Here is a 19,951-nt window from a genome sequence, read left to right as displayed (position 1 = left end):
AAAGGTCGAATGAAGATCGTCATTGCAGGGGCCGGAATCGGCGGCCTGACGGCAGGTGCCGCGTTGTTGCGAAAGGGCTTCGACGTCACCATCCTTGAACAGGCCAAGGCGTTAGGGGAAATCGGCGCCGGCGTGCAGCTGAGCCCGAACGCCACGCGCGTGCTGTATCAGATCGGCGTCGGCGAGCGCCTCGAAGGCCTCGCATGCGAGCCGCCTGGCAAGCGCGTGCGCCTCTGGAACAGCGGTCAGACCTGGCCGCTCTTCGACCTCGGCGCGGCGTCGCGCGAAGTGTACGGCTTTCCGTACATGACCGTTCACCGCGCGGACCTCCATGAAGCGCTTGTCGATGCCGTGCGCGCCTTCAGTGCCGACGCCATTAAGCTGGATCACAAGGTTGAGTCGATCACGCAGAAAGACGGCAAGGTCGAAGTGCAAACCGTTTCCGGCGCCGTGTTCGAGGCTGACCTGCTCATTGGCGCGGACGGCGTGCACTCGCGCGTGCGCCGCGCGCTCTTCGGCGCAGATGAGCCCGTCTATTCTGGCGTCATGGCCTGGCGCGGCGTAATCGATGCGACGAAACTGCCCGAACATCTGCGAACGCCGTACGGCACAAATTGGGTCGGCCCGGGCGCGCACGTCATCCACTATCCGCTGCGCGGTAACAAGCTCATCAATTTTGTCGGCGCGGTCGAGCGCGACGGCTGGCAGGTCGAGTCCTGGTCCGAGCGCGGGACGATTGAAGAATGCCTCGCCGATTTCTCAGGCTGGCACGAAGATGTGCGCACGATGATCTCCGCCATCGACGTGCCGTACAAATGGGCTCTCATGATTCGCGAGCCGATGACACGCTGGACATCTGGAAACGCCACGTTGCTCGGCGACGCCTGCCACCCCACGCTCCCTTTCCTCGCGCAAGGCGCGGGCATGGCGCTCGAAGACGGCTATCTGATCGCACGCTGTCTCTCGCGTTACCAGGACAACCTCCCGCGCGCGCTCGAGCGCTACGAATCGCTGCGCCTCGAACGTACCTCACGCATCGTGCGTGGCTCGGCTGCCAATACGAAACGCTTCCACAATCCCGCGCTCGCGCACGCCGAAGGCGCAGCCGAGTACGTTGATCGCGAGTGGAGCGAGGAGCGCGTGAAGGAACGCTACAACTGGCTGTTCGAGTACGACGTTGACGCCGTCGAAGTCTAAAGCGCGCACCCCAACACTTCCTGCGCATCAAGGAGACACAGCATGCCCGAATCCCTGCCGCCGGTGCTCGGCCTGCACCACTTCGCATGGCGTTGCCGCAATGCCGAAGAAACACGCCACTTCTACGAGGACATTCTCGGCCTGCCGCTGGTTCATCTGATCCGGCTCGACCGGGTGCCTAGCACAGGCGAATACTGCCCGTACGTCCACCTGTTCTTCGAAATGGCTGACGGCTCGAACATTGCCTTCTTCGACCTCGGCGATGACACGGCCGCTGAGCCGTCACCGAACACCCCGCCGTGGGTCAATCACATCGCGCTGCGCCTTGCCACGCTCGACGAACTCGAAACGATGAAGCAGCGCCTGGTCGATCACGGCATCGAAGTGCTCGGTGTGACCGACCACCACTTCGTGCGCTCCATCTACTTCTTCGACCCCAACGGCTTCCGGCTCGAACTGACGGTTCCCGTCGCGCCTGCGGAAACGCTCGAAACGTACAAGAAGCAGGCACGTCCCGCACTCGAAGCTTGGACTAAAGAGCGAGTGAAGGCCGTACCGGAGACGCCCACCGCATGAACGCGCTTAACCCTACACACGACCCTGCACGCCGTAGCTGGATTGAATCGGCAAACCGCCCCGAAACGGACTTCCCGATCCAGAACCTGCCGTTCGGCTCGTTCGAGCGCGATGGCGTCGTTCGCACGGGCGTCGCGATCGGCGAACACGTCCTGGACTTGCGAGAGCTGCTCGACACTGGCCTGCTCACGCCGGGGAGCGACGCGGCGTACGCGTGCGAAGCGGCCGACGGCGCGCTCAATCGCCTGATGCCGATGCCGCCACGCTATGCGAGCGCTTTGCGCGCCGCGCTCTCCGACCTGCTCAAGAGCGATGCGCCGCAACGCGCGCGCATGCAACAGCACGCTGGCGAGCTGCTGCCACGCATCGACAAGCTCGAGCTGCGTTTGCCCTGCGAAGTCGGCGACTACACCGACTTCCTCACGTCGCTGCATCACACCGAACGGCACGGCCGCTACAAGGGTCTCGCCGATCCGCTGCCACCCGCGTTCAAGTCGCTGCCGATCGCGTATCACGGCCGCGCGTCGTCGCTGCGCGTGAGCGGCGGCGAGGTGTGCCGGCCGCACGGCCAGTATCGCGACTCGAATGGCCAGGTTGTGTTCGGCCCCGCCCCCGCGCTTGATTTCGAACTGGAATTGGCGGCGTGGATCGGCAAAGGCAACGCCCTCACGCAACCGATAGCCGTCGATGCCGCGCACGCGCACATCTTCGGTTACTCGCTGCTCAATGACTGGTCTGCGAAGAGCATCCAGTGGTTTGAACAGGTGCTCGGGCCGTTTCTCGGCAAGAGCTTTCATTCGAGCTTGTCGCCATGGATCGTTACATCAGAGGCGCTCGCGCCGTTCCGCAAGGCGCCCGTTGCGCGCGCGGAGAATGATCCGCCTCTCATGGCCCATCTGCACGGTGCACGTGATCAACAGGAAGGCGGGCTCCATCTGGATCTTTACGCGCATCTCTCGACGCAGCAACTGCGCGACAGTGGAGCCGAAGCCACACGTATCACGTACACGCATCTGGACAATCTTTACTGGACGTTCGCCCAAATGGTCGCGCATCACACAAGCAACGGCTGCAATCTGCGCACCGGCGACTTGCTCGGCAGTGGCACGATTTCCGGCGCGGAAGATGCTGCGCGCGCTTGCATCACCGAGTTGACGAATGCGGGACGCGACCCGTTGCGCTTACCCAATGGCGAAACGCGTACTGCACTCGAGGATGGCGACGAAATCGTTCTGACCGCACGTGCGACGAAAGCAGGCGCGGTGTCTATCGGTTTCGGCGAATGTCGCGGACGCATCGCACCGGCGCTCGTATTCGCGCCCAGCGAAACGGAGGTGGCAGCATGACGCAAGCACTCAACGGTTACATAGAGGTTGGCCACGGCCCGCGCAAAGTGCTGGCGATGAGCGGCTGGTTCGGCAGCGCCGATGACTGGGGCGGGCTCATTCCTGCGCTCGACACCGAAGCGTTCACCTACGTGTTCTTCGACTATCGGGGCTATGGCCGTTCGCGCGACCGCGTTGGGGCTTTCACGTTCGAAGAAGCGGCGCAGGACGTGCTCGCCCTCGCCGATCACCTCGGCTGGGACAAGTTCAGCCTGATTGGTCATTCCATGGGCGGCGTTGCCATTCAACGTGTGATGCTCGCTGCACCTGAACGAATCGAGCGCATGGCCGGCGTGTGTGCTGTGCCCGCATGCGGCTCACGCATGGACGAGACGCGCCTCGCCGCGTTTCGCGCCACCGTGGACGACGTAGAGCGACGTGCCGCAATCATCGCGTTTTCGACCGGCAATCGTCTCGCGCCCCGCTGGAGTGCGCATATGGCTCACGAGTCGCAACGGCTCTCGCGCGCCGAAGCCTTCGCGGGTTTTCTGCCTGACTGGGCCGCGAACGACTTCTCGGCGCAGGTCATGGGCAACGCCACACCGGTGAAGCTCTTCATTGGCGAACACGACCCAACCATCACCGCCGATCTCATGAGCCGCACCTGGCTCGCGTGGTATGCGAACGCGACGCTGGAAACGGTCGCGAACGCAGGGCACTACCCGATGTACGAAGTGCCGGTTGCCCTCGCGACGGCGCTGGAAAACTGGCTGAAAGAAGCCTGACGAATGCCGTGCGCGCCGAGAACGGCGCGCACGGCGGCAGGAGACGACATGTACGAGACCACCTACCTTCGGGCATCAGCGCTCGAGGACGCGCTCGCGTGGCTGCGCGAGCACGAGGACGCCCGGCCGCTCTCGGGCGGCATGACGCTGATTCCCACGCTAAAGCAACGACTCGCAGCACCGTCACATCTGATCGATCTCACGCGCATCGAGACGATGCGCGGCGTGAGCGTCGAAGGCGGTGTGCTACGCGTGGGCGCACTCACGAAGCACGCGGAAGTCGCGGCTTCGCCCATCGTCGCTGCGGCAATTCCCGCGCTCGCGCAACTCGCCAACGTAATCGCCGATCCGCAGGTACGCAATCGCGGGACGATGGGCGGCTCTGTCGCGAACAACGATCCCGCCGCTGACTACCCAAGTGCAGTGCTTGCGCTTGACGCGCAGGTCATCACCTCGCAACGGCGCATCGCAGCAGATGACTATTTCGTCGATACGTTCGAAACGGCCCTCGAACCGGACGAACTCGTTATCGGCTTCGAATATCCAATCCCCCTGCGTGCGGCCTATGCCAAGTTCCGGCAACCTGCTTCGGGCTATGCCGTAGTCGGTGTGTTCATCGCGCAGTTCGTCGATGCGATTCGCGTGGCGGTAACCGGCGCGGGAGCGTCAGTGTTCCGCTGGTTCGACGCCGAAGCCGCGCTTGCCAGTGACCTCTCAGAAGCTGCACTCGCGGACCTCAAGGTTGACCAGGCGGCACTGCCCGAAGACGACAACGGCTCGGCCGCCTATCGCGCACACCTAATCGAAACCTACACGCAACGCTCGTTGCAGGCTCTGCTGGCGCAGCCGCTGCGCCAGCACGCTTAAACCTGTTTCAACCGTTTTCAGGAGACACAAGAATGGAGTTCACCGGATCGCAGACTATCGCCGCCACGCGTGAGCAGGTATGGAGGGGCTTGAATGATCCAGCAGTGCTGCAGGCGTGCGTGCCGGGTTGCGAAGAGTTCATCGGCGAAAGCGACGACGACTTCAAAGCCGTGGTGGTTGCGAAGGTCGGCCCTGTGAAGGCGCGCTTCAAGGGCACGCTCGTGATCTCGGATCGCGACGGCCCGAACGGTTACAAGATCCTGGGCCAGGGCGAAGGCGGCATCGCCGGCTTCGGCAAGATGACCGCGACAGTCACGCTCACGGATGCCGAAGACGGCGGCACACAACTCACCTATGTGGCCGACGCACAGGTCGGCGGCAAGCTCGCACAGATCGGTTCGCGCCTCGTCACGTCTGTGGCAAACAAACTCGCGGCGGAGTTCTTCACGCGCTTTAACGCGACGATGAGCGACCCGGCGAACGCGGACGCTGTCGCTTCGAAGTAAGCGCGCAGTTAGACGATCGAACCAGCAACAAAAGGTGAATCATGGCTGAAGTCCAATTGCAGGTGAACGGCGTCGAGGTGCGGCACGTTGTGCCCGATCAGACACTGCTCGTCGAATTCTTGCGCGAAACGCTGCGCCTGACCGGCACGCACGTCGGCTGCGACACGAGCCAGTGCGGAGCATGCACAGTCAATCTTGACGGCGTGTCGGTGAAGTCGTGTACGGTGCTCGCCGCTCAGGCGAGCGGCGGCGTTGTCACTACTGTCGAAGGGCTGCGTGAGAACGCAGACGCGCCGCTGCATCCGGTGCAAAACGCGTTCGTACAGTGCCACGGCCTGCAGTGCGGGTTCTGTACGCCCGGCATGATCATGTCGGTCGACTTCTACCTGCGTAAAGAACCTAGCCTCGATGAAGCCAACATCTGCCACGCGCTCGAAGGCAACATCTGCCGGTGCACGGGCTACGTGAACATCATTGAAGCGGTCCGCCACGCGGCGCACGAGATGTATCCGGCGCTCGCCGATGCCACGACGGAGGGCACGCAGTCATGATTGGCCAACCGCTTCCCCGCGTCGAGGATCGACGCTTCGTAACCGGCAACGGGCAATACACCGACGATTTGCGTCTCGAAGGGCAGCTTCACGCGGCCTTTTTGCGTTCACCGCACGCGCACGCCGCGCTGTGCTCAGTCGATATATCGGCTGCGCGCGAAGCGCCGGGCGTCATTGCCGTGCTTGTCGGCCAGGACTACCTCGACGACGGCTACCTCGGCGTCGATCACGTGCCGAACCCCGTCGATGCCGTCGACGCGACGAAGAAAGCCTTCCTCACGTCGCTCACTGGTCAGATCTTCAATCAGCTGCATATCCCTCTGCCAATCGATCGTGTGCGCTACGTGGGCGAGCCGATTGCGATGGTTATCGCTGAAACGCCGCTCGCCGCCCGCAACGCGACGGAAATGATTGAGGTCGATTACGAAGAACTCGACGCCGTGGTCAACGCGGCCGACGCGATGCAAGACGGCGCGCCGCAACTGTGGGACGGCGCGGCGGACAATCTTTGCTTCCAGGCGCAAATCGGCGACCGCGACGCGGCGCGACGGATCATCTCGGACGCACCGCTCGTGCTGCAACGCGAGTTTCATCACAGTCGCGTCGTGAACTGCCAGATGGAGCCGCGCAGCGCGATCGGCGCCTATGACGAAGCAACCGGCGTCTACACGCTGATTTCGGGCAGCCAAGGTGCGGTGCGCCAGAAGCTGTGCCTCGCCGGTGCCTTGAAGGTACCGCCGTCGCAGGTGCGTGTGGTTTGCCCCGACACGGGCGGCGGCTTCGGTCCGCGTTCGTTCATCTACGTCGAGCAGCTCGCTGTCGTGTGGGCCGCGCGGCGCCTGGGCCGCGCCGTCAAATGGACGAGCGACCGCAGCGAGGCGTTTCTGTCCGACTATCAGGGCCGCGACCAGATCATCCGCGCGACGTTCGGCTTCTCGAAGGACGGCCGCATTCTTGCCATCGACAACGAATGGATCGGCAACGTCGGCGCCCATACCGTGTCGTACGTGCCCATGTCGAACGGCACACGGATCATGACGACCGTCTACGACGTGCCCGTTGCCGCCGTTCACATCAGCGCGGTCCTGACAAACACGGTGTCGACCGCGCCGTATCGCGGCGCAGGCCGCCCGGAAGCGCATCACGTGATGGAGCGGATGCTTGACCTCGCGGCGGCGGAACTCGACCTCGACCGCGCGGAAATCCGCCGCCGCAATATCGTCGCCCGCGAGAAGCTGCCGTATCGCAGCCCGATGGGCCTCACGTACGACAGCGGCAAGTTCGCGCGGAACATGGCTCGCGCACTCGAACTCGCGCAGTGGGATAGCTTCGAAGAACGCCGCGCTGCCTCGCGTGCGAAGGGGAAGCTGCGTGGCATTGGCGTGGCGAACTACATCGAGTCGCCGGTCGGCGCACCGCGCGAGCGCATCGAATTGACAGTGTTGCCGGAAGGCCGCGTCGATATCGTGTCCGGCACGCAGTCCACCGGCCAGGGCCATGAAACGACGTTCGCGCAGGTCATCGCACAACAACTCGGCGTGACGATTGCCTCGATCACGCTGCGCACCGGCGACACCGCGTTCGTCAGCGTTGGCGGCGGCAGTCACTCGGATCGCTCGATGCGTCTCGGCGGGATGTTGCTCGTCGATACGGCCGCGCGGATTGTCGCGACCGGCAAGCAGGTAGCGGCCTCGCTGTTCGAGGTGTCGCCGGAGCGCGTGACGTTCGCGAATGGCGAGTTCGCCGACTCGGGCTCGGGCCGTCGCATCGGACTGTTCGAAATTGCCGCGCATGTCGCGAGCGACGGCCTGCCGGGTGACCCAGCGAAGCGCAAGCTGTATGCCGAAGCTGAGGTCAACACGCGCGTACCCGCGCACCCGACCGGCGCCGCGATCTGCGAGCTCGAAGTCGATCCGGACACCGGCATGGTGCAGCTCGTGAATTACACGTCGGTCGACGACGTTGGCCAGCCGATCAATCCGCTCATCGTCGAAGGCCAAGTGCACGGTGGTCTCGCGCAGGGCATCGGCCAGGCGCTTTCAGAAACCTGCTATCTCGATCGCGACACTGGCCAGGTGCTGACCGGCTCGTACATGGACTACGGCATGCCTCGCGCAGGCGTCATCCCGACGCTCAACCTCGAACTCACCGAAGACCCCACGCACGGCAACCCACTTCGCGTGAAGGGCGGCGGCGAGAGCGGCATCACGCCGGCCACGGCGACGATCTTCAACGCACTCGCCGACGCGCTCAAGGAATTCGGCACAGACGAACTTGCAATGCCTGCCACGCCGAAGGTGGTGTGGGAATACATCCACCGCGACGCGGTTTGAACAATTGCACAAACACGCCCTAATGAAGGAGACAAGCATGTCCGGCCCTCACGTTTTGATTGAACGCAACGGCCCGCTCGTTGACATCGAGCTCAATCGCCCCGAGAACGGCAACCTTATCGACGCGGCAATGAGCGAAGCGATTATCGAAGCCGTCAGCACGCTCGACGACGACGTAAAACTCGTGCGTATCCTGTCGAGCGGCCCCGACTTCTGCAAGGGCCGCCAGTCACCGATGCCGCCGAAGGACGCGAAGCCGTCTGCCGAAACGCTGCGCCGCGTGGTCACCGCGCCCCCGCTCGCGCTCTATGACGCGCTCAAGGCCGTACGGGTGCCCGTAGTCTCGGTCGTGCGCGGTGAGGCGCTCGGCGTGGGCTGTGCGCTCGCAGGTGTGTGCGATATCGCACTCGCATCCGACGATGCCGTGTTCCAGATTCACGAAATGGAACGCGATATTCCGCCGACGCTCGTGATGTCGGCGCTGATCGGCCGCGTGCCGGTGAAGACCGTCGCGCATATGGTCCTGAGCCGCGTGAAGCTTTGCGCGAGCGAGGCGTTGCACGCCGGACTGATAAGCCAGGTCGTGCCCGCCAATAGCCTGAACGCCGAAGCGGACGCGCTCGCTGAAATGCTGCTTGGTTGCAGCGCGGTCACACTGCGCGCGGTCAAGCAGTTTCTGCATCTCGCACCCGAAATGCCGGCCAGCGGGGCGAGCGGCTTCGCTGCGCATCTTGCGGCCACGGCACTTTCCGCACGCTTCTGACGTCGTCCGGCGCACCGCTTCCTGCTTGATAAAAACTGCGCAGCCCGATGCGCGAGGAACCCAGATTGAAACCCAAGACCGCTATTCCCACCACCGCCGACGGCGCAAGCACGCCCGACCTCGAGCGCTTCCGCCTGCGCCGCTTCCTCGAATCGCTCGATGAAACCGAGCTTGAACGCCACGAAGAATCCGTCGAACTCGCTGACGTCGCCGCGATCATGGAAGGCAACCCGCGCGCTGTGTGGTTCGCGCGCCCGTCCGGTGGCTCGACCTCACTCGCCGGCAGTGTCGCCGCGAGCCGCTCGCGGCTTGCCCTCGCCTTCAACACCACGCCGCAGGGACTGCTCGATACCGTGCGTGAACGGTTGCGCGTGAAAGGCAAGCTCGTTGAGGTGAGCCGCGAGGAAGCGCCCGTGCAGCAAGTCGTCCTGACCGGCGACGAATGTGACTTCACCGCCCTGCCCGTGCATCTTCAGCATGATCTGGACGGCGCGCCGTATATCTCCGCATCTATCGACTTCGCCGTCGATCCCGACACGGGCTGGACCAACGTCGGCATTCGCCGTCTGATGCTGCGCGGTCGCCGCACGGCTGGCATCGACCTTGTCGCGCCTTCAGACCTGCGCGCGATTGCAATCGGACACGCGAAGCGCGGCGTGCGTACTCCGATTGCGTTCGCGGTCGGCACACATCCGATCGACCATGTTGGCGCCACCATGCGCATTCCCGCCGATGAGCTTGAGCTGGTCGCGGCGCTGCGTGGCGAAGCGATGGGCGTGGTCAAGTGCGTGACGAACGACCTGCTTGCGCCCGCCGACGCCGAATTCATCCTCGAAGGCTATCTAGACGAGCGCGGCCACGCCGAACCCGAAGGCCCCTACGGCGAATTTCTCGGCTACTACGGTGGCGTGAAAACTAACCCGGTATTCCATCTGACAGCGATCACCCACCGGCGCGACGCAGTGTTCCAGACCTGCACGATCGGTGGCCGCTCGATGGCGCGCACCGACACTGCGCAACTCGCCGCGCTGCGCACCGAAGTAACTGTGTGGCGGGCGCTGGAAACGGCCGTGCGCGAGGTGAAGGCCGTCTACGCGAACCCAGCCACGGGCGGCATGTTCAACGTGCGCATCGCCATGCAACAGCGCGTACCAGGCGAGGCTCGCAACGCGATTGCAGCCGTGTTCGCCTCGCTCGCGAACGTCAAGCACGTCTTCGTCGTCGACCCCGACATCGATGTCTTTTCCGACGAGCAGATGGACTGGGCGCTCGCCACGCGATTCCAGGCCGATCGCGACCTCGTCCTTCAGGACAGCCTGCGCGCGATGCCTCTGGACCCTTCACTGCTTGGCGCGGCGAAAACGGCGAAGGCTGGCTTCGACCTCACCCTGCCACTGCTCGCTCCCGGCGCTGAGCGCGATCTCGAGCATCGCGTGCCGACGCCGCCGGCGTATCGCGGCGCGCGCTTCGACTCGCTTGACGCCGCCCTGGAACATGGGCCGAAGCGCTTCTCGGAACTGATGGCGGCCACTGGCACGCGCGACGGGCGGGAAGTCGTGCGCTGGCTCGAAGACGTGGCGCAACAGCGCGTGATCAAGCGCGACGAAGAAGGCCGATACGCGTTCGCGTGACGCCATCTCACGCGCTAGCGGCTACCGCACATGCCCGGACGTGCAGCAGCCGCTGCGACAGACGGGATAGAATCGGGCTTGCGCCAAGCCCGAACTCAAGTCTGATCTACGTAGAGCCGTCGTCGATGAATCTGTCCCTAAAACAACTCAAGGTTTTCCTCGGCGTCGCGAACGCATCGAGCTTCACGAAGACCGCGCAAAGCATGCATCTGAGCCAGGCAGCGTTGTCCGCGATCATCCGAGAACTGGAAACGCAACTGAATTGCCGGCTGCTGGAACGAACTACACGCACTGTCTCGCTCACCGATGCCGGGCGCGTGTTCTACCCCACGGCCATGGCAATCGTCGAGACGCTAGAAAAGTCGGTGATCGAGCTCAACGAACTCGGCCGCCAAAAGCAGTCGTCGCTGCTGATCGGCTGCACGCCGATGATCGCCGCGAGCCTCATGCCGCCCGTGCTCACGCGCTTTGCGCAGGTCTATCCGGCCTCGCACATCGAACTCGTGGACCGCAACCCGACCGAGCTCCTTCAGATGGTTGAGGAAGGCCATCTTGACGCCGCGTTCGGCGTTTTCTTCTCCCAGCTTTCGGGCATCGACCGCGTACCGCTCTTTCCCACGCGACTCGTAGCCGTCTCGAGTTCTGACGAAGGCGCGCCGCGTCGAGGCTCGGGAATTCGCTGGACGGCGCTCGAAAACCAGTCACTCATCACACTGCCGAAGGACAATCCGCTGCAACGGCTGATCGAGGCAACGCTGTCGAAGGAAGATGTGACCGTGAGCCGTCGCATCGTCGTCGGTCATCTACAGACCGCCATCGCAATGGCGCAGGAAGGACTTGGCACGGCAGTCATGCCGCAGTTCTGCGAGCACATCTGCTACCGCTATCGTGTGCGCATTGACGCGCTGCGCCCCGAAGTACCGCTCTCGTTCTATCGCATTACGCGCACGGGACGCGACACGATGGCCACGCTAGACCAATTCACCGCGCTGTTCACCGAGGCCGCGAAGGGAGATCCGATGGGCCTCATTGACATCGACGAGGACGAAGACTAAGCCACGCACTCTCCAGTGCTTCACGCGAAGCAAAGCGGCTCGGCCGAAGCAGCGATCTCGCGCGCGGCCTTCGCGCCTTCCACTTGCAGTATGGTCGGCAACGAGACGCCGTTCTTCGCGGCCGTCACTTCGGCAAGGATCGAGATTGCAATTTCCGGCGGCGTACGGCTACCGATATAGATCCCGACCGGGCCGTGCAGCCGCCCCAGCTGGGCATCAGAAAGATCGAACTCACGCAAACGCTCGCGCCGCGCTGCGTTGTTACGCCGCGAGCCGAGCGCACCCACGTAGAATGCGGGCGTCTTGAGCGCTTCCATTAGCGCGAGGTCGTCGAGCTTCGGGTCGTGCGTCAAAGCGATCACAGCGCTGCGCTCGTCGAGGCGCATGTCGAGCACAGTATCATCAGGCATGGTGCGCACAAGCGTCGTGCCGGGCACCTCCCAGACGTCCGTGTACTCCTCGCGCGGATCACAAACCGTCATGTGATAGTCGAGGCCAGTCGCAATCTGACACAGATATCGCGAGAGCTGCCCGGCGCCGATGACGAGCATGCGATAGCGCGGGCCGTGAATCGTGACGAAGCGTTTGCCGTCAAAAATCACGCCTTCGGTCGCGCTGGCAGCCGTAAGTGTGGCCCTGCCACTCTCCATGTGAAGCGTGCGCGCGACTAGTTCACCAGCCTCCACGCGCTGGCGCAATGCGGCAATGCCAATGGCGTCTTCGGCATCGACCATCGGTTCGAGCACGAGTTCAATCGTGCCGCCACATGGCAGGCCGAAACGATGCGCCTCGTCCGCGCTGATACCGTAACGCATCGATTCTGGCCGCGTCTGAACTACGCCGTACCGGCGTACGCGCTCGATCAGGTCGTCTTCGATGCAACCGCCCGACACGGAACCGCTTACTACGCCATCGTCGCGCACGACGAGCATCGAACCTTCCGGTCGGGGTGACGAGCCCCACGTTTTTACCACAGTCACGAGCAATACGCTGTGCCCTGCCCCGATCCATTGCTCGCATGCGCGAAGCACCTCGAGATTGACGCTGTCCATCATCGCCTCCTGCTTGCCGCGCGTCGTCAGCATGCGCCGGAGCGCGATGCAAACATGCAGCAACATTCCGAAGACGACACGCACACGCGGCACATATGCCGGACACGACACGGCCGGCTTGTGCGAACAGTGTAAACAAGCGCCCTGGCGCGGGGAATCAGCGAATTTTTATCGATTCATCAACACAACCGATCAATGTGCGACTCGTCCGGCGCTGAGCACCGCGTCGGTGTGCTCGCCCAGTTCCGGCGCGTGCAAATTCGGCCGACCTGGCTCGTACACGAAGCGGATTGGCGTGTTGAGGTGGTGCTCGCCGAGCGAGTCCGCGATCAGCATTTCGCGCGCGCTCGTATGCGGATGCTTGAGCGCCTGTGCGTAATCGAGCACGGGCACACAACTGATCGCGCGCGCGGACATCCAGGCGAGCCACGTGTCGAGCGTCTTTTGCAGAAACGCGCTAGCGAGAAAGCCCCGCAGTGGGTCTTGCACCGCGCCCGGCAAGCCCAACGCCATATCAATGAGATCGAGCCCGCCAAGCGCATCGAGCAACGCGCGGGCGAAGCGCGGCTCGCCCGCGCCCACGCAAAGCCAACGTCCGTCTGCGGTTTCATATGGTTCGAGAATAGCGTGGCCGCACGGCGCTTCGAGCGACGCGACATCGTGCTCAAGTGCATCGAAAATCGCGCCGGGCCGTGCGCTCAACGCCACATCGTGCATCGAAAGATCGAGATGGTCACCGCGCCCCGTCTCGCGTGCGGAGAACAGCGCCATCGTCACACCCGCGAGCGCCGCGAGCGCACTTCCCCACGACGCCACCGAAACCGCCGGAACGATGGGGGCGCCCCCTTGGTCGCGACTCAGAATGCCAGCGAGCGCCTGCACAGCGGGATCGTGACCGGCGGCGTCACGTAGTGGACCGTTTTGGCCGAAGGCGCTAATCGAGCAATAGACGAGTCGCGGATTCAAGGCGTGCGCCGTTGGCGCATCGATGCCGAGTCGCGCCGTAACGCCCGGACTGAACGATTCGATGAGTACGTCTGCGTCGTGGATCAGGGCATGCGCGCGTGCACGATCGACCGACTGCTTCAGATCGAGCACCACGCTGCGCTTGCCGCGATTGAGCACGCAGAAGGAATCGCCCGCCGGCTGTTGCAATCGCGTGCGGCGGCCCTTTCGCGTAGGGTCGCCTTCGGGCGGCTCGATCTTGACGACATCAGCGCCATGATCGGCCATGATTGACGACACGAGTGGGCCCGCCATGAAGCGGGAAAAATCGAGAACGCGGATTCCGGAGAGCTTCACAGGGATGTCGATCAAAGTGGAAAATGAAAACACCGCGAGCTACGCCCAAAAACGGCGACTCGCGGCGTGGCGTCAACGGCCAGTGAAGTTGGGCGGCCGCTTTTCGAGGAACGAGCGCACACCTTCGGTCGAATCGGTGGTACCTACCAGTGACGACTGTGCGAGGCGTTCGAACACGCGGCCCGTCTCTGTATCGACGTTCTGACAGGTGTTGGTGACATGTTTTCCGATACCAACGGCTTGTGGCGCACCCTTCATCAGTAGCTTAGCGAAGGCAAACGCCTCCGATTCGAGTTGATCGTGCTCGACGACGCGGCGCACAAAGCCCATGCTGCGGATTTCGTCTGCATCGACCGTGCGGCCCGTCATCACGAGATCCTTGACGTTCTCGATGCCGATCATCTGAATCATGCGCGAGCACGCGCCCGACGCCGGAATCACTCCGATGAAGATTTCGGGCAGCAAGAACGTCGCCTGCTTCGAGGCGAAACGGAAGTCACACGATGCAGCGAGTTCAATACCGCCGCCCGCGCACACGCCGTTGATAGCAGCGATAACAGGCTTCTCGATCGATTCGAGGTCGTCGAGCATGTCATGATTCGCGCGCACGTACGCGCGGTATTGCGGCAGCGGCATGCCGCGCTCGCCCTGCAGTTCCTTCACGTCGCGACCAGCGCTAAAGCCCCGGCCCTCACCCGTCAGCACAATCACGCGCACGCTGTCGTCATAGTTGAGCCGCCACATGGCCGCGCGGATCTCGCCGATCATCGCTGAGTTGAAGGCGTTGAGCTTGTCAGGACGATTGAGCGTGAGTTTCGCTACGCCTTCGACCGGCATCGTAATCTTGATCGTTTCGAACTCTTCTTTTTCGACCAGATAGCCGCGCGGGCCCGCCGAGTGGTTCAGCTTCCATTCCATCACTTCTTCTCCTTGATTACTTTAGGCATCCAAAACAAACTACTCAAATATTTGATTGAGCGGCGGCCGGGGTCGTGAACTGGTCGCGCAACTCGCGCTTGAGCACCTTGCCAACGCTGTTCAGCGGAAACTCACCCACGAAATGCACGGCTTTGGGCGACTTGTAGCCCGCAAGGCGTGCTCGGGCGAACTGCATCAACTCGGTCGGTGTCGACGCACCGCCTTCGCGCAGCACGACGACCGCCGTCACGGCCTCACCCCACTCTTCGCTCGGCAATCCGATAACCGCCACCGACTTCACGGCCGGATGCTCGGCGAGCACTGCTTCGACCTCCGCCGACGAAACGTTCATGCCACCCGTCACGACCATGTCCTTCGCGCGGTCAATGGCGAAGAGATAGCCATCGTTGTCTAGATATCCGACGTCGCCTGTGTAAACCCATTCGCCGCGCAACGTTTTGGCCGTGTCTTCGGGACGATTCAGGTAGCCGGAGAAGTTACTGGCTGAGCGTACGGTGATTTCGCCGGGCTCGTTTGCGGGCAGCGGCACGCCGCTCTTCAAATCGCGAATGCAAATTTCCGCGTAGCCAGCCGGACGGCCAACCGAGGCGAGACGCTTCGCATCGGCATCGGCATCGCCTTCGAGTACGGCTCGGTGATCTTCTGGCATCAGATACGAAACCAAACCGCCCATCTCTCCGCCGCCGAAGCCCTGGTAAAAATCGCACGCGAAGGTTTGGAGCGCACGCGCGATGGTGGCCGGTGGCATTTTCGAACCCGTATAGCCGAAAAGTCTCAGCGAGTCGATAACGTAACCGCCCTTTTGCAACTCTTCGGTCAGTCGACTGAGCATCGTCGGCACGCCGCAGGTATGGACGACGCCGTGCTTCGCAATCGCCTCAAGCGCGACGCGCGGGCTGAACTCGGGCATCAACACATTTGCGAGGCCATGAAACGCCGCAGCAATCGCCATCCAGATGCCTGCGCCCGAGAACAACGGCAGCATTTGCAGAAACGGGCCGCGTTCCGGAACTGGAATCTGGCGCAAGAAATTGTCAATGCTCGAGAGAATCTGTCGATGCGTTCCAAGGCAGCCTTTCGGCGCCGCCGTGGTCCCGCTCGTGTAACGGATCGTGCGGATGTCGTCGGGATCGACGCCCGCATCGGGCGCCAGTTCGGAGGCGTTCGCCAGCAATACGTGCTCGCTAAGCCAGCCTTCGCGCGGCGTGACATCACCCCGCACAATGACGGGCACTCCGCGGCGCGTCAGCACGCTCTCCAGCGTGGGAAGAAACTCGGCGTCGACCACGATCGCATCGGGACGCGAATCGTCAAGCAATACGGCGATCTCGTTCGGAGTGAGTCCGTAGTTGACCGGCACGGCCAGTACGCCACCTTTGGCGAGCGCGAAAATCCATTCGACGGCCGCCGCGCCATTGCGCACAATGGTCGCGACGCGCTTTCCCTTACCGAAACCGTTCGACGCCAAGGCATTCACGATGCGATTAGTGGAACGATCAACATCACGCCATCCCAGAACGCGGTCGCCTTCAATGAGCGCGGCCGCGTCTGGCGAGCGCCGCGCGTTGTGAGCGACAATATCGCCGATTCGCAGATACATCATCTTGCTGTCTCCTTTCATAGAGCGTAGTCATTCAACAGGAGGCAATGCTATATCCGGCTGTATATAACGAGAATCAAATTATCTCGCACAGTTCATAAAATACCCGGAAGAATAGGCGCCCCGGTTGTCATGGCCTCCTGGCAACCAAGCGCAGGCCTATGCAACTAAGGACTGCAATTCACTGTGGATAGGCAGCCGACTCTGCGTCCTAGTCCTCCGTGGCATCACCGGAATATCCGATCCGGAACACCGCAACCGCGTCACGCAGTGACCTTGCCTGAGCGTTCACGGAATGTGCAGCAGCCGAAGTTTCTTCCACCAGCGAGGCATTCTGCTGGGTGACATCGTCCATCCGGGTGATCGCCTTGCTGACCTCCCCGATTCCTGAGCTCTGTTCCGCTGACGCAGAGGATATTTCCAGCATGATGTCCGCCACTCCCTGACGGAAGCAACTACGGCGTCGATTGTGCTTCCCGCCTCCTCAACAAGCTTCGACCCCTGAGTGACCTGAGCAACCGACGCGTTGATTAGAGCCTCGATTTCTCGGGCCGCCGCCGCACTGCGCGTGCAGGGCTAACAGCAATCCCTTAGTCTCCCCAAGACCCACCAGCAACGTAAGGAGAAACGAAGGCTCAGGTCCTGGCGCCCCCGATGCTCCCCCGCGCTCCCCTACAGATTGTTGGCAATGCGTGGTGAAGCCGGGTGTACCGTAATTGCACCAGGAGAAGCCTCAAATGAACAGCATGGAACGCACAAATGTGCGCCCTTTGAAAGTGACCGATGCCTCGCTCAAAGCACTCCGGCCGGGCGATAGACCCCATAAAATTTCCGTCGGCGGGGGACTGTATCTGCTCGTTTCAACTGCCGGCAGCAAGACGTGGAACATGGCCTACCGGTTCGGTGGCCGTCAACGAACGCTGAAAATCGGGTTATTCCCTTACGTGAATATTGCAGAAGCTCGCTTGCTCGCATATGAGGCGCGTAAACTGCTTGCCGTGGGCATAGATCCGGTTGCCGCTCGCGAGAAGGAACGGCTGATGAACGCTCAAGCACATGTGGAAACGCTCGGCGCGTTGTGCTCTGAATGGTTAGAACATCGCCGAGGCAGCGTTGCTGACTACACTTTCGGTCAGTCAAAAACATGGCTCGAACGATACGTCGTTAGCCGCGACATCGGCAGACTGCCCGTTGCGGAAATCACAGCGGCGCACGTTCACCAGTTGGTTAGGGGCGTCGGTAACGGCAGCATTCGCACAGGCTTCGAGCGGCAGAACGGTAGCACGTACGTTGCGGGCAAACTCAAGCAGTTGCTCGGACAGGTGTTTCGCTATGCAATCAGTTCGGGGCGCGCGCAAAACAATCCCGCTACGATGATCGCCTTGAGCGATGCTGTTAAGCCCAGAAAAGTCCGGCACAATAAAGCCCTGCTGCCCTCTCAAATGTGTGCGTTGCTCGGTCGAATCGACAACGAGAACAGGATGCTAGTCACGCGGACGCTTGCGGCGACGATCCTGCTAACCGCATGCCGCACCGGAGAGGCGTTACAGGCACGTTGGGGCGAATTTGACTTCGAGAATGCACTGTGGAACATTCCGGCTTCCCGGATGAAAAACAAACAGCCGCATTGCATTCCGCTCTCCGCCCAACTGGCTGCTCGCTTGCTGGTACTTCGTTCGATTTCACAAAAAACGAATGCTGAAGATTACGTTTTTTATAGTTCGAAGGCCAAGGTACTTCCCCATCTATCACGCGGGGCAGTTAACGCAATCTTCGCCCAAATGGGCCTAAATGAAGAAAGCAACAGCTGGTTCCGCGCGCATGGCGCACGCGGGTCCAGAGTGTGTGGAAACCCCAATTTTTCCCGAATGTAAGCGGTAGGCAATCAGATCGATCGAGTTCGATACGCCGATTTTGCGCTAATCGGACGTCGCAAGTACAACAACGCCCCTCGGGGCTTCAGCCTACCGCCAACTTCATGGCTTTCATCATTCCCGCTACGCCAAGTATGTTCATGACGCGTTTCAGGTTGTAGGCCAACACGTGGAGGCTCATCTCGGTGCTCACTCGCCCGAGCGTTCTGGTCAGGAAGTGTGCGGGGCCCATCCAGTGCTTGAGCGTACCGAAGACATGTTCGACCGTGCTTCGACGGACGGTCATTGCATCGGGTTTCCTGTCGAGCCGTCGCTCCATGGCTTCCAGTATATTTTCGTGTTCCCATCTTCGGATGCGGCGATAGTCGCTGGGGGAACATCGCCGTTTCATAGGGCAACGCGGGCAGGCACTCGGCCAGTAAACCCTTAGATTCAGGCCATTTTCAACGGTAGTGAAGCGATGGATAGCTCTCTCGCCGGCAGGACATCGATACACATCGCCTCTTGCCTCATAGACAAAGTCGGCTTTGGTGAACAGACCTTTCTTCCGTGATGCCGATGTGAGTGGCTTGGGAACGTATGCACGGATGTCGTTCAGCTCACATGCCCTTATCTCCGGCCCGCTGAAGTACCCCCGGTCAGCGACAACCTTCAGCTTCAATCTGCCCATCGCGTGCTTTGCAGAGATCGCCATTCTGCTGAGTTGTCCGTGGTCGTTTCCGACATTGGTTACCTCGTGCTCAATGATCAGATGGTGTTTCGTATCCACTGCCGCCTGCACGTTATAGCCCACTATGCCGGAGCCTCTTCCGCTTGTCGCCATGGAGCGCGCGTCGGGATCAGTCATCGACAGTTGCTTCTCCGGTTGTTTCTCTAGCTGCTTCCTGATCTGTGCAAGTTCACGCATCTGCAGGCGCAAGCGGGCGATCTTCTCGTACAGTCGAACGGTCTTTGGAGCGAAACCTGTTGCGCTGGTTCTGTCTGCCGTTTCAATCAGGTCGAGGTATCGCTGCACACTCTCCTCGATCTGCCGCTGGCGCTTGTCGAGCTTGCCCGTTGTGTAATTCAGGTCCCGGCTATTTGATGCCTTGAACTTGCTGCCGTCGATGGCCACCATGTCGCTGGACAGCAGCTTTAGTCCGCGACACAGTTCGACGAAACGCCGACATGTATTGCGAATGGCTGTGCCACTCTCGCGGCGAAAATCTGCGATCGTCTTGAAGTCCGGAGCGAGACGGCCTGTTAGCCACATTAGCTCGACATTGCGCTGACACTCGCGCTCCAGGCGCCGACTGGATGGTATCCGGTTCAGATAGCCGTATATGTAGATCTTGAGCATCACACCGGGGTGATAGGAGGGACGTCCGGTGGTCGCCGGCTTGATGCCGGTGAAGCCCAGTTCCGCGAGGTCCAACTCGTCGACGAAGGCGTCTATGACTCTGACTGGGTTATCTGCGCCGATGTAGTCATCGACACATTCGGGAAGTAGTGCGACCTGTTTGCGGTCATCGCCTTCAACGAATCGCTTCATGAGTCACCCGGATCTCAGTGCGTTGATTCAGTTTAGGCGACCAACGCGTTTTCACACAGGCTGG

General features: G+C 61.9%; 18 protein-coding genes. 12 read left to right on the top strand and 6 right to left on the bottom strand.

Annotated elements, in window-relative coordinates; genetic code table 11:
• The first annotated feature begins 9 nt into the window (after window positions 1-9).
• The 11 genes from A3CW_RS0141590 to A3CW_RS0141540 all read left to right on the top strand — a co-directional run bounded on the left by A3CW_RS0141590 (window position 10) and on the right by A3CW_RS0141540 (window position 11,589).
• Window positions 10-1,197 (top strand): FAD-dependent monooxygenase, encoded by a 1,188-nt coding sequence (locus tag A3CW_RS0141590; RefSeq protein WP_028208795.1) that lies wholly within the window; start codon window positions 10-12, stop codon window positions 1,195-1,197.
• Window positions 1,198-1,239: 42 nt separating this feature from the next.
• Window positions 1,240-1,773: a VOC family protein gene (locus A3CW_RS0141585; protein ID WP_028208794.1), complete on the top strand. Its 534-nt coding sequence runs from the start codon at window positions 1,240-1,242 to the stop codon at window positions 1,771-1,773.
• Window positions 1,770-3,119, top strand: a complete 1,350-nt coding sequence (gene fahA, locus A3CW_RS0141580; RefSeq protein WP_028208793.1) for a fumarylacetoacetase — start codon at window positions 1,770-1,772, stop codon at window positions 3,117-3,119. The genes A3CW_RS0141585 and fahA overlap by 4 nt, the downstream gene beginning before the upstream one ends.
• Complete coding sequence (locus tag A3CW_RS0141575) at window positions 3,116-3,883, top strand: alpha/beta fold hydrolase (protein ID WP_028208792.1); 768 nt, start codon at window positions 3,116-3,118, stop codon at window positions 3,881-3,883. Before fahA ends, A3CW_RS0141575 begins: the two co-directional genes overlap by 4 nt.
• Before the next feature lie 48 nt (window positions 3,884-3,931).
• Window positions 3,932-4,750, top strand: coding sequence for an FAD binding domain-containing protein (locus tag A3CW_RS0141570; protein WP_028208791.1), 819 nt, complete (start codon window positions 3,932-3,934; stop codon window positions 4,748-4,750).
• A 32-nt stretch (window positions 4,751-4,782) separates the two neighbouring features.
• Window positions 4,783-5,256: a CoxG family protein gene (locus A3CW_RS0141565; RefSeq protein WP_028208790.1), complete on the top strand. Its 474-nt coding sequence runs from the start codon at window positions 4,783-4,785 to the stop codon at window positions 5,254-5,256.
• A 41-nt stretch (window positions 5,257-5,297) separates the two neighbouring features.
• Complete coding sequence (locus tag A3CW_RS0141560) at window positions 5,298-5,807, top strand: (2Fe-2S)-binding protein (protein ID WP_028208789.1); 510 nt, start codon at window positions 5,298-5,300, stop codon at window positions 5,805-5,807.
• The gene (locus A3CW_RS0141555) at window positions 5,804-8,140 is read left to right on the top strand and encodes a xanthine dehydrogenase family protein molybdopterin-binding subunit (protein WP_028208788.1); all 2,337 of its coding nucleotides are present in this window, start codon (window positions 5,804-5,806) and stop codon (window positions 8,138-8,140) included. The genes A3CW_RS0141560 and A3CW_RS0141555 overlap by 4 nt, the downstream gene beginning before the upstream one ends.
• Before the next feature lie 37 nt (window positions 8,141-8,177).
• The gene (locus A3CW_RS0141550) at window positions 8,178-8,903 is read left to right on the top strand and encodes an enoyl-CoA hydratase/isomerase family protein (RefSeq protein WP_028208787.1); all 726 of its coding nucleotides are present in this window, start codon (window positions 8,178-8,180) and stop codon (window positions 8,901-8,903) included.
• Between the two features lie 65 nt (window positions 8,904-8,968).
• Complete coding sequence (locus A3CW_RS0141545; protein ID WP_028208786.1) at window positions 8,969-10,534, top strand: UbiD family decarboxylase; 1,566 nt, start codon at window positions 8,969-8,971, stop codon at window positions 10,532-10,534.
• 125 nt (window positions 10,535-10,659) lie between these two features.
• Window positions 10,660-11,589, top strand: a complete 930-nt coding sequence (locus A3CW_RS0141540) for a LysR family transcriptional regulator (RefSeq protein WP_028208785.1) — start codon at window positions 10,660-10,662, stop codon at window positions 11,587-11,589.
• Window positions 11,590-11,609: 20 nt separating this feature from the next.
• Here the strand turns inward: A3CW_RS0141540 and A3CW_RS0141535 are convergent, their stop codons facing one another.
• The 5 genes from A3CW_RS0141535 to A3CW_RS54505 form a co-directional block, all read right to left on the bottom strand.
• On the bottom strand, window positions 11,610-12,641 hold the full coding sequence (locus A3CW_RS0141535; protein ID WP_028208784.1) for an XdhC family protein: 1,032 nt from the start codon (window positions 12,639-12,641) through the stop codon (window positions 11,610-11,612).
• Between the two features lie 192 nt (window positions 12,642-12,833).
• Entirely contained in the window at window positions 12,834-13,943 is a 1,110-nt protein-coding gene (locus A3CW_RS0141530; RefSeq protein ID WP_028208783.1) for a CaiB/BaiF CoA transferase family protein, read from the bottom strand.
• A 72-nt stretch (window positions 13,944-14,015) separates the two neighbouring features.
• Window positions 14,016-14,861 (bottom strand): enoyl-CoA hydratase/isomerase family protein, encoded by an 846-nt coding sequence (locus A3CW_RS0141525; RefSeq protein ID WP_051482068.1) that lies wholly within the window; start codon window positions 14,859-14,861, stop codon window positions 14,016-14,018.
• Window positions 14,862-14,904: 43 nt separating this feature from the next.
• Window positions 14,905-16,485: an AMP-binding protein gene (locus tag A3CW_RS49455; RefSeq protein WP_051482067.1), complete on the bottom strand. Its 1,581-nt coding sequence runs from the start codon at window positions 16,483-16,485 to the stop codon at window positions 14,905-14,907.
• Between the two features lie 208 nt (window positions 16,486-16,693).
• Window positions 16,694-16,909: a hypothetical protein gene (locus tag A3CW_RS54505; RefSeq protein WP_161782978.1), complete on the bottom strand. Its 216-nt coding sequence runs from the start codon at window positions 16,907-16,909 to the stop codon at window positions 16,694-16,696.
• A gap of 310 nt (window positions 16,910-17,219) precedes the next feature.
• On the opposite strand from A3CW_RS54505, the gene A3CW_RS0141510 reads away from it, so the two are divergent.
• Complete coding sequence (locus A3CW_RS0141510) at window positions 17,220-18,356, top strand: tyrosine-type recombinase/integrase (protein ID WP_028208780.1); 1,137 nt, start codon at window positions 17,220-17,222, stop codon at window positions 18,354-18,356.
• Window positions 18,357-18,441: 85 nt separating this feature from the next.
• Here the strand turns inward: A3CW_RS0141510 and A3CW_RS0141505 are convergent, their stop codons facing one another.
• On the bottom strand, window positions 18,442-19,887 hold the full coding sequence (locus tag A3CW_RS0141505) for an IS1182 family transposase (RefSeq protein WP_028202163.1): 1,446 nt from the start codon (window positions 19,885-19,887) through the stop codon (window positions 18,442-18,444).
• Window positions 19,888-19,951: the final 64 nt, after the last annotated feature.

Origin of the sequence: Paraburkholderia nodosa DSM 21604 (genome assembly GCF_000519185.1) — a bacterium.
Taxonomy (GTDB): Bacteria; Pseudomonadota; Gammaproteobacteria; order Burkholderiales; family Burkholderiaceae; genus Paraburkholderia; species Paraburkholderia nodosa.
The sequence above is the reverse complement of the archived record's forward strand: the minus strand, read 5'-3'. Positions and strand labels throughout refer to the sequence as shown.

What these genes read in the sequence shown, in the direction of transcription:
- A3CW_RS0141585 (WP_028208794.1), top strand. Translation starts at nt 1,240, where the DNA reads ATGCCCGAATCCCTGCCGCCGGTGCTCGGCCTGCACCACTTCGCATGG.
- A3CW_RS0141505 (WP_028202163.1), bottom strand. Translation starts at nt 19,887, where the DNA reads ATGAAGCGATTCGTTGAAGGCGATGACCGCAAACAGGTCGCACTACTT.
- fahA (WP_028208793.1), top strand. Translation starts at nt 1,770, where the DNA reads ATGAACGCGCTTAACCCTACACACGACCCTGCACGCCGTAGCTGGATT.
- A3CW_RS49455 (WP_051482067.1), bottom strand. Translation starts at nt 16,485, where the DNA reads ATGATGTATCTGCGAATCGGCGATATTGTCGCTCACAACGCGCGGCGC.
- A3CW_RS0141510 (WP_028208780.1), top strand. Translation starts at nt 17,220, where the DNA reads ATGAACAGCATGGAACGCACAAATGTGCGCCCTTTGAAAGTGACCGAT.
- A3CW_RS0141525 (WP_051482068.1), bottom strand. Translation starts at nt 14,861, where the DNA reads ATGGAATGGAAGCTGAACCACTCGGCGGGCCCGCGCGGCTATCTGGTC.
- A3CW_RS0141590 (WP_028208795.1), top strand. Translation starts at nt 10, where the DNA reads ATGAAGATCGTCATTGCAGGGGCCGGAATCGGCGGCCTGACGGCAGGT.
- A3CW_RS0141555 (WP_028208788.1), top strand. Translation starts at nt 5,804, where the DNA reads ATGATTGGCCAACCGCTTCCCCGCGTCGAGGATCGACGCTTCGTAACC.
- A3CW_RS0141565 (WP_028208790.1), top strand. Translation starts at nt 4,783, where the DNA reads ATGGAGTTCACCGGATCGCAGACTATCGCCGCCACGCGTGAGCAGGTA.
- A3CW_RS0141575 (WP_028208792.1), top strand. Translation starts at nt 3,116, where the DNA reads ATGACGCAAGCACTCAACGGTTACATAGAGGTTGGCCACGGCCCGCGC.
- A3CW_RS54505 (WP_161782978.1), bottom strand. Translation starts at nt 16,909, where the DNA reads ATGCTGGAAATATCCTCTGCGTCAGCGGAACAGAGCTCAGGAATCGGG.
- A3CW_RS0141550 (WP_028208787.1), top strand. Translation starts at nt 8,178, where the DNA reads ATGTCCGGCCCTCACGTTTTGATTGAACGCAACGGCCCGCTCGTTGAC.
- A3CW_RS0141570 (WP_028208791.1), top strand. Translation starts at nt 3,932, where the DNA reads ATGTACGAGACCACCTACCTTCGGGCATCAGCGCTCGAGGACGCGCTC.
- A3CW_RS0141535 (WP_028208784.1), bottom strand. Translation starts at nt 12,641, where the DNA reads ATGGACAGCGTCAATCTCGAGGTGCTTCGCGCATGCGAGCAATGGATC.
- A3CW_RS0141560 (WP_028208789.1), top strand. Translation starts at nt 5,298, where the DNA reads ATGGCTGAAGTCCAATTGCAGGTGAACGGCGTCGAGGTGCGGCACGTT.
- A3CW_RS0141540 (WP_028208785.1), top strand. Translation starts at nt 10,660, where the DNA reads ATGAATCTGTCCCTAAAACAACTCAAGGTTTTCCTCGGCGTCGCGAAC.